The organism is Xanthomonas hortorum pv. cynarae (genome assembly GCF_002939985.1).
Taxonomy (GTDB): domain Bacteria; phylum Pseudomonadota; class Gammaproteobacteria; order Xanthomonadales; family Xanthomonadaceae; genus Xanthomonas; species Xanthomonas hortorum_D.
In genome coordinates this window covers 14954-29355 of sequence record NZ_MDFM01000008.1, presented here as the reverse complement: position 1 = coordinate 29355, position 14402 = coordinate 14954, and the positions used below count along the sequence as shown (strand labels likewise).

At 64.8% G+C, this 14402-nt stretch carries 13 protein-coding genes; 3 read left to right on the top strand and 10 right to left on the bottom strand.

Annotated features, from left to right (window positions below; all coding sequences use genetic code 11):
* Window positions 1-134 precede the first annotated feature (134 nt).
* The 5 genes from XcyCFBP4188_RS07300 to XcyCFBP4188_RS07280 form a co-directional block, all read right to left on the bottom strand.
* Window positions 135-1718, bottom strand: coding sequence for a family 43 glycosylhydrolase (locus XcyCFBP4188_RS07300; protein ID WP_043910270.1), 1584 nt, complete (start codon window positions 1716-1718; stop codon window positions 135-137).
* Window positions 1719-1955: 237 nt separating this feature from the next.
* The gene (locus XcyCFBP4188_RS07295; protein ID WP_006452152.1) at window positions 1956-3239 is read right to left on the bottom strand and encodes a TRAP transporter large permease; all 1284 of its coding nucleotides are present in this window, start codon (window positions 3237-3239) and stop codon (window positions 1956-1958) included.
* The gene (locus XcyCFBP4188_RS07290) at window positions 3239-3760 is read right to left on the bottom strand and encodes a TRAP transporter small permease (protein WP_006452153.1); all 522 of its coding nucleotides are present in this window, start codon (window positions 3758-3760) and stop codon (window positions 3239-3241) included. Before XcyCFBP4188_RS07290 ends, XcyCFBP4188_RS07295 begins: the two co-directional genes overlap by 1 nt.
* A gap of 10 nt (window positions 3761-3770) precedes the next feature.
* Entirely contained in the window at window positions 3771-4769 is a 999-nt protein-coding gene (locus XcyCFBP4188_RS07285; protein WP_104591859.1) for a TRAP transporter substrate-binding protein, read from the bottom strand.
* A gap of 36 nt (window positions 4770-4805) precedes the next feature.
* Complete coding sequence (locus XcyCFBP4188_RS07280) at window positions 4806-5627, bottom strand: 2-keto-4-pentenoate hydratase (RefSeq protein WP_043910273.1); 822 nt, start codon at window positions 5625-5627, stop codon at window positions 4806-4808.
* Between the two features lie 139 nt (window positions 5628-5766).
* On the opposite strand from XcyCFBP4188_RS07280, the gene XcyCFBP4188_RS07275 reads away from it, so the two are divergent.
* From XcyCFBP4188_RS07275 to XcyCFBP4188_RS07265, 3 genes are all read left to right on the top strand, one after another.
* Complete coding sequence (locus XcyCFBP4188_RS07275) at window positions 5767-6891, top strand: alpha/beta hydrolase (RefSeq protein WP_233397273.1); 1125 nt, start codon at window positions 5767-5769, stop codon at window positions 6889-6891.
* The gene (locus tag XcyCFBP4188_RS07270; RefSeq protein ID WP_104591858.1) at window positions 6888-8516 is read left to right on the top strand and encodes a carboxylesterase/lipase family protein; all 1629 of its coding nucleotides are present in this window, start codon (window positions 6888-6890) and stop codon (window positions 8514-8516) included. Before XcyCFBP4188_RS07275 ends, XcyCFBP4188_RS07270 begins: the two co-directional genes overlap by 4 nt.
* Window positions 8517-8717: 201 nt before the next feature.
* Window positions 8718-9665 carry a rhamnogalacturonan acetylesterase gene (locus XcyCFBP4188_RS07265; RefSeq protein WP_043910279.1) on the top strand — a complete coding sequence of 316 codons (948 nt, stop codon included), beginning with the start codon at window positions 8718-8720 and terminating at the stop codon, window positions 9663-9665.
* Between the two features lie 562 nt (window positions 9666-10227).
* Here the strand turns inward: XcyCFBP4188_RS07265 and XcyCFBP4188_RS07260 are convergent.
* The 5 genes from XcyCFBP4188_RS07260 to XcyCFBP4188_RS07240 all read right to left on the bottom strand — a co-directional run bounded on the left by XcyCFBP4188_RS07260 (window position 10228) and on the right by XcyCFBP4188_RS07240 (window position 14396).
* A complete protein-coding gene (locus XcyCFBP4188_RS07260) occupies window positions 10228-11376 on the bottom strand; it encodes an aldo/keto reductase (protein ID WP_104591857.1) in 1149 nt (382 codons plus the stop codon).
* Between the two features lie 273 nt (window positions 11377-11649).
* On the bottom strand, window positions 11650-12114 hold the full coding sequence (locus XcyCFBP4188_RS07255) for a metallophosphoesterase family protein (RefSeq protein WP_006451148.1): 465 nt from the start codon (window positions 12112-12114) through the stop codon (window positions 11650-11652).
* A gap of 170 nt (window positions 12115-12284) precedes the next feature.
* Window positions 12285-13838 carry a PepSY-associated TM helix domain-containing protein gene (locus XcyCFBP4188_RS07250; protein ID WP_104591856.1) on the bottom strand — a complete coding sequence of 518 codons (1554 nt, stop codon included), beginning with the start codon at window positions 13836-13838 and terminating at the stop codon, window positions 12285-12287.
* Window positions 13835-14107 carry a hypothetical protein gene (locus XcyCFBP4188_RS07245; protein ID WP_006451146.1) on the bottom strand — a complete coding sequence of 91 codons (273 nt, stop codon included), beginning with the start codon at window positions 14105-14107 and terminating at the stop codon, window positions 13835-13837. Before XcyCFBP4188_RS07245 ends, XcyCFBP4188_RS07250 begins: the two co-directional genes overlap by 4 nt.
* Window positions 14097-14396: a hypothetical protein gene (locus XcyCFBP4188_RS07240; RefSeq protein WP_074058671.1), complete on the bottom strand. Its 300-nt coding sequence runs from the start codon at window positions 14394-14396 to the stop codon at window positions 14097-14099. The genes XcyCFBP4188_RS07245 and XcyCFBP4188_RS07240 overlap by 11 nt, the downstream gene beginning before the upstream one ends.
* Between the last annotated feature and the right edge of the window lie 6 nt (window positions 14397-14402).

The window sequence follows — 14402 nt, the reverse complement described above, 5'->3', positions numbered from 1 at the left end:
CAACCATTGAAGTTGATTGGATTCTACCGGCCAGCGGGCCGGCAAGCCTTCGCAGACTTGCCGATGTCCCGAATCCGCCATGACCGGAGCGCCGTTGCGTGATGCGCGACGGCATGCCCGGCAGTGCAGAACGGTCAGTCCAGGGCGCGGTAGCGGAAGTTGCGGAATTCCACCTGGCCTTGGCCGGACGCATACAGCGCCGGTTTCAGTGCCAGGAACTTGCCGGCCACGTTGTGGTGGTAGCCGGACACTTCCATCTGCACCGGGTACTTGGTCCAGGTGGTGCCGTCGGTGCTGCTGTGGATGGTGACGATGTGGCGGTTGTTGGTGACGCGCAGCCATAGCGCGCCGCCCTTGCCGCTGGGCGCCAGCTTGGCCGGGCGTTCTTCGCCATAGCGGTGCATGACGAAGTTCTCGCCGTTGCTCCCCACCCCGGCGTAGAGCTTGTCGCTGTAGAACAGCAGCGCCCCGCCCTGCCCGCCCGGTGCCACGGTCATCTGCACCTCGAACTGATAGGCCTGGTCGGGCGCGATCAGGGTCAGCGGCGAGGCGTCGCGCGGGGCGCTGCCCTTGCCCTGCAGGCGCAACACGCCATCGCCTACTTGCAGACGCTTGGCTTCGTCGGCGGCCGGGTTGAAGAACGACCACTGCGGGCCGAGCGTGTTGGCGCGGAAGTCGTCCGACAACCTCAGGCCATGCGGCAAGGCCTGCCCGCTGGGCTTTTTCAACGGCGTGCCCAGGTCGCCACCCTTGGCGACGAACCAGCCGTCCGCGGTCCACTCGATCGGGTCGAGCAAGGCCTGCCGGCCCAGCGTCCAGTAGCCGTGTTCGTAACCGTGGTAGAGCATCCACCAGCGCTGGTCGGTGCCTTCTACCAAGGTGGCGTGGCCGCGCGACCACCATGGCTCGTCGGCGCTCTTGGTGCGGGTGATCGGGTTGTTGGGCGCGTTCTGCCAGGGGCCGTGGATCGAACGCGAGCGCGCGGTGATCACCATGTGCCCGGTCGGCGGGCCGGCGGTGCCGCCCACGGCGGTGGTCATGTAGTACCAGCCGTTGTGGCGGGTGATCTTGGGGCCTTCCTGGGCGTAGCCTTCCACGTCCCAGCTTTCCGGGTACTTCCAGCCGTCGTAGACGTGCTTGGGCGTGCCCACCACCTTGAAGCCGTCGTCGGAGAGTTGCACGTAATCGCCGCCGCTCAGAAACAGATAGCGCTTGCCGTCTTCGCCCACTGCATGGCCAGGGTCGATGTACTTGCCCAGGCCGATGTCGATCGGCGCGCTCCACGGGCCCTTGATGTCGTCGGCCCACACCACGAAGTTGCTGCGCTCGCCCTGGTCGCCGCGACGCGCGGGGAAATAGATGTAATAGCGCTTGCCGTGCTTGATCAGATCCGGCGCCCAGATCGCGCCGACGTTCTGCGTGATCGCATGGCCCAGTGGTTGCCAGTTGACCAGATCGCGCGAATGCCAGATCGGCAGACCCGGATACGCATCAAACGAGGACAGCGTGAGGTAGTAGTCGTCGCCGTCCTTGAGCACCGACGGGTCGGGGTGATCGCCGGCCAGCACCGGATTGAGGAAGGTGCCGTTGCCCTGGTCGGCAATGCGCTGGTGTTCGATGCCGCGCTTCCAGTCGGCCGCAGCGCTTAGCCCGGCACACAGCAGCAGGCCGCTGGCCAGCAGCCAACGCAAACAGGGTGAAGTGTTACGCATACGCATGCTCTCTCCTTGACCCCCAACCTGCGGGGCGATGCGGCGGCCGACGCCTTAGATCGTCGGCCGCGGGGATGACGGCGGAAACTCCCGCCAGCAGCGGCGCTGCGAAGTGCTCATGCAGCGTCGCCAAGCGACTGTCGGATGGGGTGGCCGGGGCGGTTGAATCGCACGTGGTAGACGCCGATTCGTTCGCCCCGACCGCGCCCTGCCGACGGATACGCAGTGGATGGAGTGGCGCCCTTACGCGCGCAGTGCCCTCGGCAACCACAGCGACAGTTCGGGGAAAAACGCCACGATCAGCAGCACGCATAACGCCGCCAACCAGAATGGCCAAATGGTGCGCATGCTCTGGGCGATGGTGATCTGGCCGATCGAGGTGCCGATAAACAACACCGAGCCGATCGGCGGGGTGATCAAGCCGATGCCGCCGGCCAGCACCATCACCAGACCGAAGTGGATCGGGTCGATGCCGTAAGCCTTGACCACCGGCAGGAAGATCGGCGTGCAGATCAGGATCTTTGGTGCCAGGTCCATGAACATGCCCAGCAGCAACAGCATCACCACGATCATCAGCAGCACGGTGTTCTTGCTGTCGGCGATGGCCTGCAGGAACTTCACTGCGGCCGCCGGCACCTGCAAGTACGCAAGCAACCAACCGAACACCGCAGCCGTGGCGATCACGAACAGGATCACGCCAGTGGTGCGCGCGGCATGCGTGACCGCCGCGAAGAACTCGGCCCAACGCAACTGGCGATACAGCAGCGCGGTGACGATCAACGCATACACCACTGCAATCGCGGCGCTCTCCACTGCGGTGAAGATGCCGGCGCGAATACCGATGAAGATCAGCGCCACCAACCCCAGGCCCGGCAATGCGCCGAATAGGCGCAGCGCCACCGCGCGCCAGCCGGGGAACGGCTCGGTGCCGTAGCCGCGATGGCGCGCCACCGCATAGCCGGTGACCATCATCGCTGCGGTCATCAGCAGCGCGGGGAAGATGCCGGCGGCGAACAGATCGGCGATCGAGATACCGCCGCCCGCCGCTGCGGAGAACAGGATCAGGTTATGCGAGGGCGGCACCAGCAAAGCCACCAGCGCGGCGGTCATGCTCACATTCACCGCGTAATCGCGGTCGTAACCGCGCTTGATCATCTGCGGAATCATGGTGCCGCCGACCGCCGAGACGTCGGCAATCGCCGAGCCGGACACGCCGCCGAAGAACAGCGACGACAGCACGCTGACCTGGCCCAGGCCGCCACGCACGCGCCCCACCAGCGACGAGGCCAAGGCGATCAAGCGTTCGGAAATACCACCGCGCAGCATCAACTCGCCAGCGAAGATAAACAGCGGAATGGCGATCAACGAGGCCGAGCCGCTACCGGCGGAAATCTGCTGCACCAGCACCACCGTGGGCAGGTCCAGATACAGCAGCGTGGCCAGTGCGGCCGCGCCCAGCGCATAGGCCACCGGCACGCCGATCAGCAGCAGCACCACGAAGGTTCCCAACAACATGGCGATGCCCATCAGCGCACTCCTCCGGTGTGGATCGGGCGCAGCACACGCCACAGCTTGTACAAGGCGAACACCACCATCAGCGCACCGCCGATCGACAGCGGCAGATAGTTGATGCTCTGCGGCATCTGCGCGCCGGCCATCTTGATGTCCAGCCCATCCAGCAGCAGCGCCGCACTCCAGCGTGCCAGCACCGCGCCAATGGCGATGATCATCAGCGGGCGGATCAGATCGAACACCTTGCGCACCAGCGGCGGCACGTGTTCGCCCAGCAGATAGAAGCCGAAATGGCGGTTGGTGTGCACGCCGGCGGCCGCGCCCAGGCTCAGCGCGGTGCTCAGCAACAGCAGCGTCACCGGCTCGGTCCAGCTGGGCGAGTCGTTGAGCACGTAGCGGGTGAACACCTGCCAGCCCTGCACGACCACCAGGCCCAGCAAGGCCAGCGATGCCACGCCAACGGCAGTGTCGGAAACGCGGTCCAGCGCGCGCTGCAACGGCGCGACCGGGACGGCGAGAGTCTCGGGTTCGGTCATTGGATTACCTCTATGCGAAATCGCGGATGCGGCGGTACAACGCTTCGATCTCCGGCTGCTTGCGGTATTCGGCCAGCAGCGGGGCGGAGGCGGCGCGGAACGCCGGCATGTCGACCTGATTGAGCTTGACGCCGTAGTCGATCACCTGCTTGCGCGCGATCACTTCCGAGGCATCCCACAGGTTGCGCATCACCGGCACCGAGGCGCGCGCCAGTTCCACCACCAGGCCGCGGTCGGCCGGGCTCAGCGATTCGAAACTCTTGCGCGACATCACCAGGATGTCCGGCGCGTAGGAATGCTCGCTCTGCGACCAGTAACGCGCGGCTTCGAAATGGCGGCTGGACTGGAAGCTGCGCATGTTGTTTTCCGCACCGTCGATCATGTGCGTTTCCATCGCCGAGAACGTCTCGCCCAGCGACATCGGGGTGGGATTGGCGCCCAGCATGCGCATCAGCTTGAGGAAGATGTCCGACGAGGCCACGCGCAATTTCAGGCCCTTGAGATCTTCCGGGCGGTGCAGCGGGTGCTTGGTGTTGTAGAAGCAACGCGCGCCCGAATCGTAGATCGCCAGGCCCACCAGATCGCGCTGCTCGAAGCTGCGCAGCACGCTGTCGCCGACATGCCCGTCGATGGCGCGGCGCAGATGCGGCACCGAATCGAACACGTACGGCAGGCACAGCGCCTGAGTAAGCGGAAAAGTGTTGTTCAACGCGCCCGAATACACCCGGGTGATGTCGATGGCACCGAAGCGCGCCATATCGATCGCCTCCGACTCGCGGCCCAGCTGGCCGGAGTGGTACTGGCGCAGCTTGAGCCGGCCATTGGTGCGTGCTTCGAGCTGCTTGCCGAACCACCGCACCGCTTCCACGGTGGGGTAGTCGCCGATATGCACATCGGTGGCGGTCAACAACTGCCCGCCGGGGATCGGCGTGGTGGCACCGGCGCCCAACCAGGGGCCGGCCGCGGCGGCACCGAGTCCGGCACCGAGGAAATGTCTGCGTGTGATCATTGGCGCCCTCCCAAGCGTCTGGTCACTGGGTCCGCATCAGCTAGCGGACACAGCCGTACAGGAAATGTCGCCGATGCCGGCGAAACGAATCAGCGCACGCTGTCCCACTTCGATGTCATGGATACCGGTGGCATTGCCCGTGGCAATGAGATCACCGCGCTTGAGCGGACGCCCGCGCTGGGCCGAACGACTGAGCGCAAAGGCGTAGGCGGCGCGCAATCCACCCGGCAACGTGGTGGCTCCACCGGTACCGACAACCTGGTCGTCGATCAGCGTTTCGGCAGTCAGCGCGGACTCGTCGCGTGCCAGCCAGTCGGTCACTTCCGGGCCTAAAATCAGGCCGTTATTGTTGCCGAAGTCGGAAATCACCACGCGCGGGCCCAGCTTGTTGATGGTCGCCAACGGGCTGCTGGCGATCTCCACGCCGATGAACAACGTGGCCGGCAGCTGCGCGGCCTGCTCCGGGGTGAAATGGGTCTGCTCGGCGGGAGCGTCCGCTTCCAGGCGCAGTACATACTCGGCCTCTACCGCACCGAAGCCGCCCTGGTAGATCGGGAACTGCGTTGTTCCACCGGTAGCATTCCAGAGTTTGTGCGAGAAGATCGGGCCCAGCAGGCGGTCGTCGCCGGAGGCGTCGCGGCGCTCGGCGGCGATATAACCCACCTTCCAGCCGACCACCTGGTCGTCCCACTGGCTGATGGCGATGTCCTGCACCTGATAAGCAGTGACCAGATCCTCAGGGATTTGCCCGGGAAAGTCGGGCAGCGATGCCCCTGCACGGCGTGCCTCCACAAACTGCTGGGCGATCTGCGACAGCATGGATGTGGACGATGGCGGGGTGGCGGCGTCGTTGCTCAAGGGTGTCTCCCTGCTAGTGTTTTTGTTGCACTGCCAATCGACAGTGGCACGGTGTGCTGTATATGGTAAACCGGTGTCATTGGCAATGTGCAGTGCGGCAAAACTGGCCGCAGCAACGAAGCGACCCTGGGAGGGGCGGATGGAAAAGAAACGCCAAACACGCGGTTTTGCTGCGTTTTCGGGTGCTGCGCGGCGATGCCTGCCGCTGGTGGTGTTGGCGACCTCGCTGCTGATCGGGCCGCCGGTGGTTGCGGCTGAAGTGTCCAGTGCCGATACAGCCGCCGAACAGGCCAGCCGGATCGGGCTATGGCCCAAGCGATTGGCACCGGGAGACAAGACGTTGCCGCAGTCGCAGCGCATTGTCGAGCGCAGCGCCGACCCTGCCCTGCCTGATCGCTACATCCAGCAGATCAGTACGCCGTACCTGGTGGTCTACCGACCCAAGCGACCCAACGGCACCGCCCTGCTGGTCACCCCCGGCGGCGGCTACCAGCGCATCGTGCTGGACAACGAAGGCAGCGCGCTGGTACCCAGCTTCGTCGACCAGGCCGGGATCACGCTGTTCGTGTTGCGCTACCGCCTGCCCGGCGAAGGCCATCCGAACGGTGCCGACGTGCCGCTGGCCGATGCGCAGCGCGCGCTGCGCCTGATCCGCGCCAATGCCGCCCGCTACGGAATCGATGCGCAGCGCGTCGGGGTGATGGGGTTCTCGGCCGGCGGGCACGTCGCCGCCAGCCTGGGCACCCGCTATGCCGCACAGGTCTACCCAAAGGTGGATGCCGCCGATGCACTGAGCGCGCGGCCGGATTTCGAGCTGCTGATCTACCCGGTCATCGACATGGACAGCGCCAACGCGCACGCGGGCTCGCGCGAGCGCCTGCTCGGCAGCAGTCCGAGCGATGCGCAGGTGCGTGCGTATTCGCCGCAACTGCATGTGGATGCGCGCACCCCGCCCAGCTTTCTGCTGCATGCGCAGGACGACACGGTGGTGTCGGTGCGTAACAGTCTGTTGATGCATGACGCGCTGCTGCGTGCCGACGTGCCGAGCGAGCTGCATGTGTTTCCGCAGGGCGGCCATGGTTTTGGTACGGCCAGCGGCACCGGGCTGACCGTGGCGGCGTGGCCGCAGCTGGCGCAGGCCTGGATTGCGCATGTCAGCAAGGCGCAAACGCCCTCGACTGCGACGACTGCGAATGCATCTGTCGCTGCACCTGCACCCACCTCTGTACCCACCTCTGTACCGGCGCAGGACGCCGCGCAATGACGTCACCATCCACGCCCGACGCGCGGCGGCGCACGCTGCTGCGTGGTGGCTTGTTAGCGACCGCTGCAGCCGCGCTGCCGAGCTTCGCAGGTGCGGTCGCAACAGCGCCTGCACCTGCGCGCGACGACAGTACGCCGCTGGCACAGGTGCGTGGCGGCGCACTGCGCGGTTATCGCGACCAGGGCATCTGCGTGTTCAAGGGCATCCCCTACGGCGGCGACACCGCAATGCGGCGCTTCCAGCCGCCGGTGCATGAAACGCCGTGGCAGGACGTGCGCGATGCCAGCGCGTTCGGTGCTTCCGCGCCACAGCCCAAAGCCAGCGAACCCACCAGCGAGGAGTGCCTGTTCCTCAACGTGTGGACGCCGGGCCTGCGTGATGGCAGCAAGCGGCCGATCCTGTTCTATATCCACGGCGGCGGCTACACCACCGGTTCCGGCAGCGACCCGCTCTACGACGGCGTGCGTCTGTGCAAGCGCGGCGATGTGGTGGTGATCACCGTCAATCACCGGCTCAACCTGTTCGGCTATCTGTCGCTGGCGCAGCTGGGCGATGCGCGTTTTGCCGACTCCGGCAATGCCGGGCAGCTGGATCTGATCCAGGCACTGCAGTGGGTGCGCCAGCACGCGGCAGAATTCGGCGGCGATGCCGGCAATGTCACCGTGTTCGGCCAGTCCGGTGGCGGCGCCAAGATCGCCACCTTGATGGCGATGCCCGCCGCACGCGGCCTGTTCCAGCGCGCATGGACCATGAGCGGGCAGCAGGTCACCGTGGCCGGCCCGCGTGCGGCCACCCAGCGCGCGCAACTGCTGCTGGATGCATTGAAACTTGCGCCCGGCGCGCTTGCGCGCATCCGCACGCTACCAAGTGAGCAGCTGCTGGCTGCCGCGCAAGTGCGCGATCCCTCGCGGGTGGAAAACAGCGCGTTGTATTTCGGCCCGGTGCTGGATGCGCGCAATGTGCCGGTGCATCCATTCTGGCCGACCGCCCCGCTGCAATCGGCAAAGATTCCGCTGGTGATCGGCAATACCCGCGATGAAACGCGCGCGTTTCTCGGCAACGATGCGAAGAACTTCGCGCTGAGCTGGGACGAGCTGCCGGCCAGGCTGGAAACCCAGCAATACGTGGATCTGCTGCCGCAGATGGTGATTGCCGAATACCGCCGGCTGTATCCGCAGTATTCGCCATCGGACGTGTTCTTCGCAGCCACCACCGCAGGGCGCTCGTGGCGCGGCGCGGTCGAAGAAGCCGAGGCACGCGCACGTCAAGGCGCACCCACCTGGGTCTATCAACTGGATTGGGGCTCGCCACTGGATGGCGGCAAGTTCGGCGCCTTCCACACACTGGATATTCCGCTGGTCTTCGACACCATTGCGCAACCGGGTTCGCGCACCGGCGATGGCGCCGATGCGCAGCGCATGGCCGAGCAGATGAGCGAGGCGTTGATTGCATTTGCGCGCAGCGGCGACCCGAATCATCGTGGTCTGCCGCGTTGGCGACAGTATTCGTTGCAGCAGCGCGAGACGCTGCTGTTCGATACACCCAGCCGGCTCGGCCACGATCCGCGCGGTGGCGAGCGCAAGCTGTATCAGCAAGCGCCTTTCATTCAACGCGGTACGTTTTGACTGACTTTCGTGGTCAAGGTCGACGTCGAGCGTGGTCGGATTGCACTCCGCGGCGGCACGGCGTGGCGTGCGTGTAGGCGCCCATCAGCGCGCGGCTCGGATCATCGTGCTTGCGCTCTTCTGCCTGCCTGCGGTCTTCTGATCACCTTTCGCCTTCTGACTACCTTGCGTTTTCCGATTGCTTTTCCTCATTGGTGATTCATGCGTTTTTCGTCTCTTGTACCGTTGGTTTTGCTGGCAGCAATTGCTGCACCTGTTGCGTACGCTGCAGATGCCTCACCGGTTGATGCGTCAACTGCAAGCGTCCCAGCGTCTAACGTGGCCGCTTGCGGCAAGCACTTTGCCGCCAGCAAGATCGTGCTGGTCGGCGACTCCACCACGGCTGTGCAAGGTGGCTGGGGGCCGAGCTTTTGCGCGCAGCATGTGACCTCGTTCCTGAGCTGCCTCAATCTGGCGCGCGGTGGCCGCAGCACCTCCAACTATCGCGCCGAAGGCTCGTGGGAGATCGCACTGAAGGAGCTGCGCAGCGGCGGCTATCGACAGGTGGTTGTGTTGATCCAGTTCGGGCACAACGATCAACCCGGCAAACCGGGGCGTTCCACCGAGTTGGCGAACGAATTCCCGGCGAATCTTCGCCGTTATGTCGCCGACGCACGTGCCGCCGGTGCGATCCCCGTGTTGGTCACGCCATTGACGCGGCGGCAATTCGAACGCGGCCAATTAATCGACGACTTGGCGCCGTGGGCGGAGACAACACGCGCAGTTGCGCGCGAGTTACAGGTGCCGTTGATCGACCTGCATGCGCGCAGCCGTGCGATGGTGCAGGGCATGGGCCCAGTGTTGGCGATGCGGCTGGCGCAGCGGCCTGCCGATCCGGAACAAGTGATTGCCGCGCAATCGGGCACGACGATTGGCAAGACACCGGCGCAGGCATTGCATGTGCCGGTGTCGGCGTCGTCAAAGATCGCGGCAGCGGGCAGCGTGCCCGCCGCTGCACAGGACAATGCCAGCGCCGAGCCGATGGGCCAGGCCAAACTCGCATTCGACTACACGCATCTTGGTGCGGACGGCGCGGATCTGTTCGCGGCGATTGTCGCCGACGAGTTGGCAAAGCAGGTGCCTGCGTTGCGGCCGCTGTTGATTCCTTGATGCGTCACTCTATTTGATCAACTAGAGCGGCTAACAAAACTACTTCACGTCAGGCTACTGCAGGCCGGCTGATCTGCGGCTTGGCTGCAGGGTCCTTGCCCGCCCACCATCGCGGGACACGCTGCAAGTACGTCCTTGTAAGCTCTTACGCGGCATCCATGCCGCGTAAGGTCCCGCGACGGTGGGCGGGCAAGGACCAGTGGAGATGATCGGTGTGCATGGTGCAAGCAATGTCTTACGTGGGTTGCTTAGATAACGGCACGCCTGATTCATCTTCTCAATGCAAGCCGAGCGATGGACAAGCTTTAAGAAAGCAACCGACAAACTCTCCGGTGCGGCGTCCTCACCGCTTGCGGGACCGTGTGGCGGCATGGATGCCGCCACCGAGCCTACATGGACGTACTTGCGGCGTGCCCCGCGAGCGGTGAGGGCACCGCGCATTCAACCACCTCAGTGTCTGATCTGGACTTCTGACTGCATCCATCAAGATGCGGCCGGCAAAACCACTGCACTCACTGACAGGCGCTCGCTCGCTAGGTTTTGTCAGCCGCTCTTAGCTGCATCAGCTCACAACAGGCACTGGCGCATCCGATTCGATCACTTGCTCGCGCTTAAGTTCATCCCACACAGCTGCCGGAATCGCCACGCGCATCGAGGCCGCATTCGCGTGCGCCTGCTCGGCCGTACGCGCGCCCGGGATTACCGCCGACACCACTTGCGGTGCAGAGGCAAACTGCAGCGAGACGGTGCGCAGATCCACGCCGTGGCGGTCACAGATGGCCAGCGCTTTCTGTCGCATGGCCGGCGCCCATTCCGGCACGCTACCGTCATAGAGATAACGCTTTCGCCCGGCCAGATAACCCGCCAACAGCGGCGCGCCAACGACGACCGAGGCGCCATGCTTGGCGATCTTCGGGAAGGTGTCATGCAGTGCACGCGCGTGATCGAGCAGCGAGTATTGGCAGGCCAGCAAGAAGATGTCGGGGTCGGCTTCTTCGATCGCACGCAAGGCCGGTTCCGGGCGATTGACGCCGAAGCCCCAGGCCTTGATCAGGCCTTCCTTGCGCATCTTGGTCAGCTCGGGCATGGCGCCTTTCACCGCTTCGGCGAAGCGCTGTTCCCATGGCATGCCGAGATCTTTTTCGTTCTCCGGCGACAGATCGTGGATGTAGGCGATATCGATCTGCGACACACCCAGGCGCTGCAGGCTGTCTTCGATCGAGCGGCGCACGCCGGAGGCGCTGTAGTCGTAGCGATAGTCGAAGGGCGAGGGCTGCTGCCACATCGTCTGGGGCGGTTTGTCGGTCGCGGTGAGCAGGCGCCCGACCTTGGTCGACAGCACGTATTCGTCTGCGGCGTGATTGTGCAGATGATGACCGGTGCGACGCTCCGACAACCCCAACCCGTACCACGGCGAGGTATCGAAATAGCGCACGCCCGACTCCCACACCGCCGCCAGGGTCGCTTCGCTCTGCGCATCGCTGGTGGCTGCGAAGCCATTGCCGATCGCCACGCCACCAAAGCCCAGACGGCTCGCAGGGCGATACCGCGCACCCTTGGTCGCTGCGTTGGCAGGCAGCTTCGATACGGTGGTTTTGCCGCGCGTCGGCATCACGCTGCCAGGCGCGGACGACTGGGCCAACAACGGCGCAGCGGCCAACGCAGCGGTGCCGGCAGCGGCGGCGGAGAGGAATTGGCGACGTGTATTCATGAGGACTCCTTTGCGACGACTTGAGGCACAAGGGTGGCCCCACATGCGTGCAGACAGGGTCAGCGCATGGGTTTCAAACGTGCACAAGCGTTCAACAGATAGCCCGGGCGCGTGCCTATATGCCGCGTAAGTTCGGCGAACTCATGCGTTGCCAATAGCTTCCGCTCGTGACGTCAGTGCAAGCTGGATCGAGCGTATTGAAGTCAGATGCACGTCGTCGAACCGCGTCACCTGGATCGTGGCTCACCGCGTATTGCAGGCATCTGCCCTGGATCAACGCAGCTGTAGCACTTGCAGTTCCGCACGCGGCGGGCCATCGCCCAACCACAAGGTGCCCACACTGATCGGCAAGCTGAAGCGACGTGGGCCGGCGCTGCCCGGATTGACGTACAGCACGCCGTCGCGCATGTGCACCAATGGCTTGTGCGAATGACCGCTGACGATCACATCTGCAGCGACCTCCGGCGCCAGTGTTTTCAGATCGTGCAACACATGGATGCGTACGCCTGCGATCAGCAGATCCAGGGTCTCGGGTAGCTTGGCTGCCCATGGCGTGTTGTCGATGTTTCCGGCAATCACGTGCAAGGGTGCCAGCGCCTGCAGCGCGGTGAGGATCTCCGGCTTGCCCACATCGCCGGCATGGATGATTGCAGCACACCCCTGCAACGCGACGACCGCCTCCGGCCGCAGCAGGCCGTGCGTGTCGGAGATCAGGCCAATGCGTAGTGGTGTGGACATTTCAACGCACACAAACGAACGTCAGCAGCGATCAGAGGCCAAGGATCGTACGTGACATGCATGTCGTCACACGTGAGTTGAGCTCAACCGAGCCCAGATCCTCGGTCCGCAACACGCGCGTTGTACAGGCAGCGCTGCAATGCACTACAGCGCGCAGGCACAGCGACCGCTCACGGAGCGGCGCGATCTCCCCACGCCCAGACGCTGTTCGGATCGCCCTGCACTCCGCGCCGTTTGCTCGCGCGTGCCAGCTGCCAGTACGTCCATGCCAAGGCCAGCGCAATCAGGTCGACACCGAGCACCGTTGCGTCCTGCCACGGCAGCACCACACCGCGCGCGGAAAAACAGCTGGCAACCGGAATCAACGCCGTCAGTACCGCGCACGCCAGCAACACCTCGTAGGCGCCGCGTGCAGTGGGACGCAGCAAGGCCCACATCACCATGAGCGCGAAGACCGCGTAGTAGACATAACGCTCCTGTCCCTGTGGCAGAAACCGCGCCGCGATAAACAACGCCGAGATGCCGGCGACGCTGCCCAGGCACACACCCACCGTGAGGCGCGCCATGGCATGCGTGCGGCGCGGTTGGTCGACCAGGCGGCGCTTGCGGCGTGTTTCGATCCATAACAGGTTGCCGCTGTAGAACAGGAACGCACCGCCCAGCCCCAGCAGGAAGTACAGCCACTGCAACGGCGCATGCCCGAAATTGCCGAAATGCAGCCCCTGCAACCCGCGCAGTGCAGCGGTGCCGGCCGACATCGTCCTGGGCTCTAGCACCCGCAAGACATTGCCGGTTGCCGCTTCCAGTGCCACGCCGCCGAGCGTGTTGAGCTGACGCTGATCGTGGTGGCCATAGACTTCCGCACGCGCATTGGCATCGCCGGCATCGTGAAACCCGATGTTTTCCGGCACAAACCCCGGGCTGGCTGCGCGCGCCTTGTCCAGCAACACCGCGACCGGCAGTAACGGGGCGGCACGCTTGGCCGGTGCCACATGCGGGGTGAGCTCGAACTCCGGCTCCAGGATCTGCATCAACTTGCCGTCGAACACCAGAAACTGAAACGGCGCCAGCAACAGCACGCCCAGGCACAACACCGCACCGGACCAGGCGAAGATCACATGGAACGGCAGCGACAACATGCCGACCACGTTGTGCGCGTCCTGCCACAGGCGCTTGAGGTTGTGGCCCAGCCGCAGCGCGAACAGATCCTTGAAGAACACCGGCGCGTACAGCACTACCCCGCTGACCAGGGCCAGCCCGTACAGCACGCTCACCACGCCGAACAGATAGGTGCCGAACACGCGCGGCAGGCCCGCGGTGAAATGCAGGTCGTAGAGAAAATCGGCAAAGCCCACGCGCTGCGGCAACTCCTGCAGCGTGCCATCGGCGGCGTGTTGGTATTGGCGCATGCCGCCACTGGCATCGGCCTGCGCGCCATACCAGTACAGCCGTGGAATCGGCCCATGTTCGCCGGGCAGCAGCACCAGAAACGATTCGGCCACCTGCGGATGCTTGGCGATCACCCCGTCCAGCAAGGCCTGCGCTGCGGCGACCGGATCGGCTGGCGCCTTTTGCGTGACCTGTGGCGTGGCCTGCCAGTCGCTCAACGCATGCGTAAACACGGTGAGGGCACCGGCATAGAAGGCGATAAACAAGGCCATGCCGGCCAGCAAACCCATCCAGCTATGCACGGAGAGAAACGCGCGCAAGGTCGATGCTTTCATGCGCTCAACTCCGTCCAGCCCAATACCTTGATGCCCGCAAGCACGACATAGCACAGCACGGTCAGCCCGCCGAGAACCACCCAGGCGCGTACTGCGCTACGAAACACGAACGGCAGCGCCATTGCACCGATCCACACCGGAAACATCAGCAACAGCCACGCCAGCGTGTAGCTTTGCTGCGGCCCCGGCAGCAACAACGCGCACAAGCCGACCATGCCAACCGCAAGCGGCAGGCCCAGCACCACGGCAGCCAACCATCTAGCCCACATGACGCACCTGCCTGCGTTGCGCACGCGCCTGTTGCCAGACATCCAGATACGGCAGCGCCACCGCCGCCAGCATCAGCGCAGTCACTGCGGCGAAGACGCCCGCCCACACACCCAGCGCACGGATGGCGCAGGCCAGCGACAACACCAACAACACGCTGCCACCGCTGCGCAACAGGCGCGCAGACAATCGGCGCCGCAGCACAAGACGTTGATGCGTGGTTGCCAGATAAAACGCAAAAGCCGAGGCGGCAGCGGTGAGCAGATACAAAAGCGTCATCAGGCTACTCATGCGCAA

Excerpts from the sequence above, each read along its gene's own strand:
- XcyCFBP4188_RS07240 (WP_074058671.1), bottom strand. The coding sequence starts at position 14,396 with ATGAGTAGCCTGATGACGCTTTTGTATCTGCTCACCGCTGCCGCCTCG.
- XcyCFBP4188_RS07270 (WP_104591858.1), top strand. The coding sequence starts at position 6,888 with ATGACGTCACCATCCACGCCCGACGCGCGGCGGCGCACGCTGCTGCGT.
- XcyCFBP4188_RS07265 (WP_043910279.1), top strand. The coding sequence starts at position 8,718 with ATGCGTTTTTCGTCTCTTGTACCGTTGGTTTTGCTGGCAGCAATTGCT.
- XcyCFBP4188_RS07275 (WP_233397273.1), top strand. The coding sequence starts at position 5,767 with ATGGAAAAGAAACGCCAAACACGCGGTTTTGCTGCGTTTTCGGGTGCT.
- XcyCFBP4188_RS07295 (WP_006452152.1), bottom strand. The coding sequence starts at position 3,239 with ATGGGCATCGCCATGTTGTTGGGAACCTTCGTGGTGCTGCTGCTGATC.
- XcyCFBP4188_RS07290 (WP_006452153.1), bottom strand. The coding sequence starts at position 3,760 with ATGACCGAACCCGAGACTCTCGCCGTCCCGGTCGCGCCGTTGCAGCGC.
- XcyCFBP4188_RS07255 (WP_006451148.1), bottom strand. The coding sequence starts at position 12,114 with ATGTCCACACCACTACGCATTGGCCTGATCTCCGACACGCACGGCCTG.
- XcyCFBP4188_RS07245 (WP_006451146.1), bottom strand. The coding sequence starts at position 14,107 with ATGTGGGCTAGATGGTTGGCTGCCGTGGTGCTGGGCCTGCCGCTTGCG.
- XcyCFBP4188_RS07300 (WP_043910270.1), bottom strand. The coding sequence starts at position 1,718 with ATGCGTATGCGTAACACTTCACCCTGTTTGCGTTGGCTGCTGGCCAGC.
- XcyCFBP4188_RS07250 (WP_104591856.1), bottom strand. The coding sequence starts at position 13,838 with ATGAAAGCATCGACCTTGCGCGCGTTTCTCTCCGTGCATAGCTGGATG.
- XcyCFBP4188_RS07285 (WP_104591859.1), bottom strand. The coding sequence starts at position 4,769 with ATGATCACACGCAGACATTTCCTCGGTGCCGGACTCGGTGCCGCCGCG.
- XcyCFBP4188_RS07260 (WP_104591857.1), bottom strand. The coding sequence starts at position 11,376 with ATGAATACACGTCGCCAATTCCTCTCCGCCGCCGCTGCCGGCACCGCT.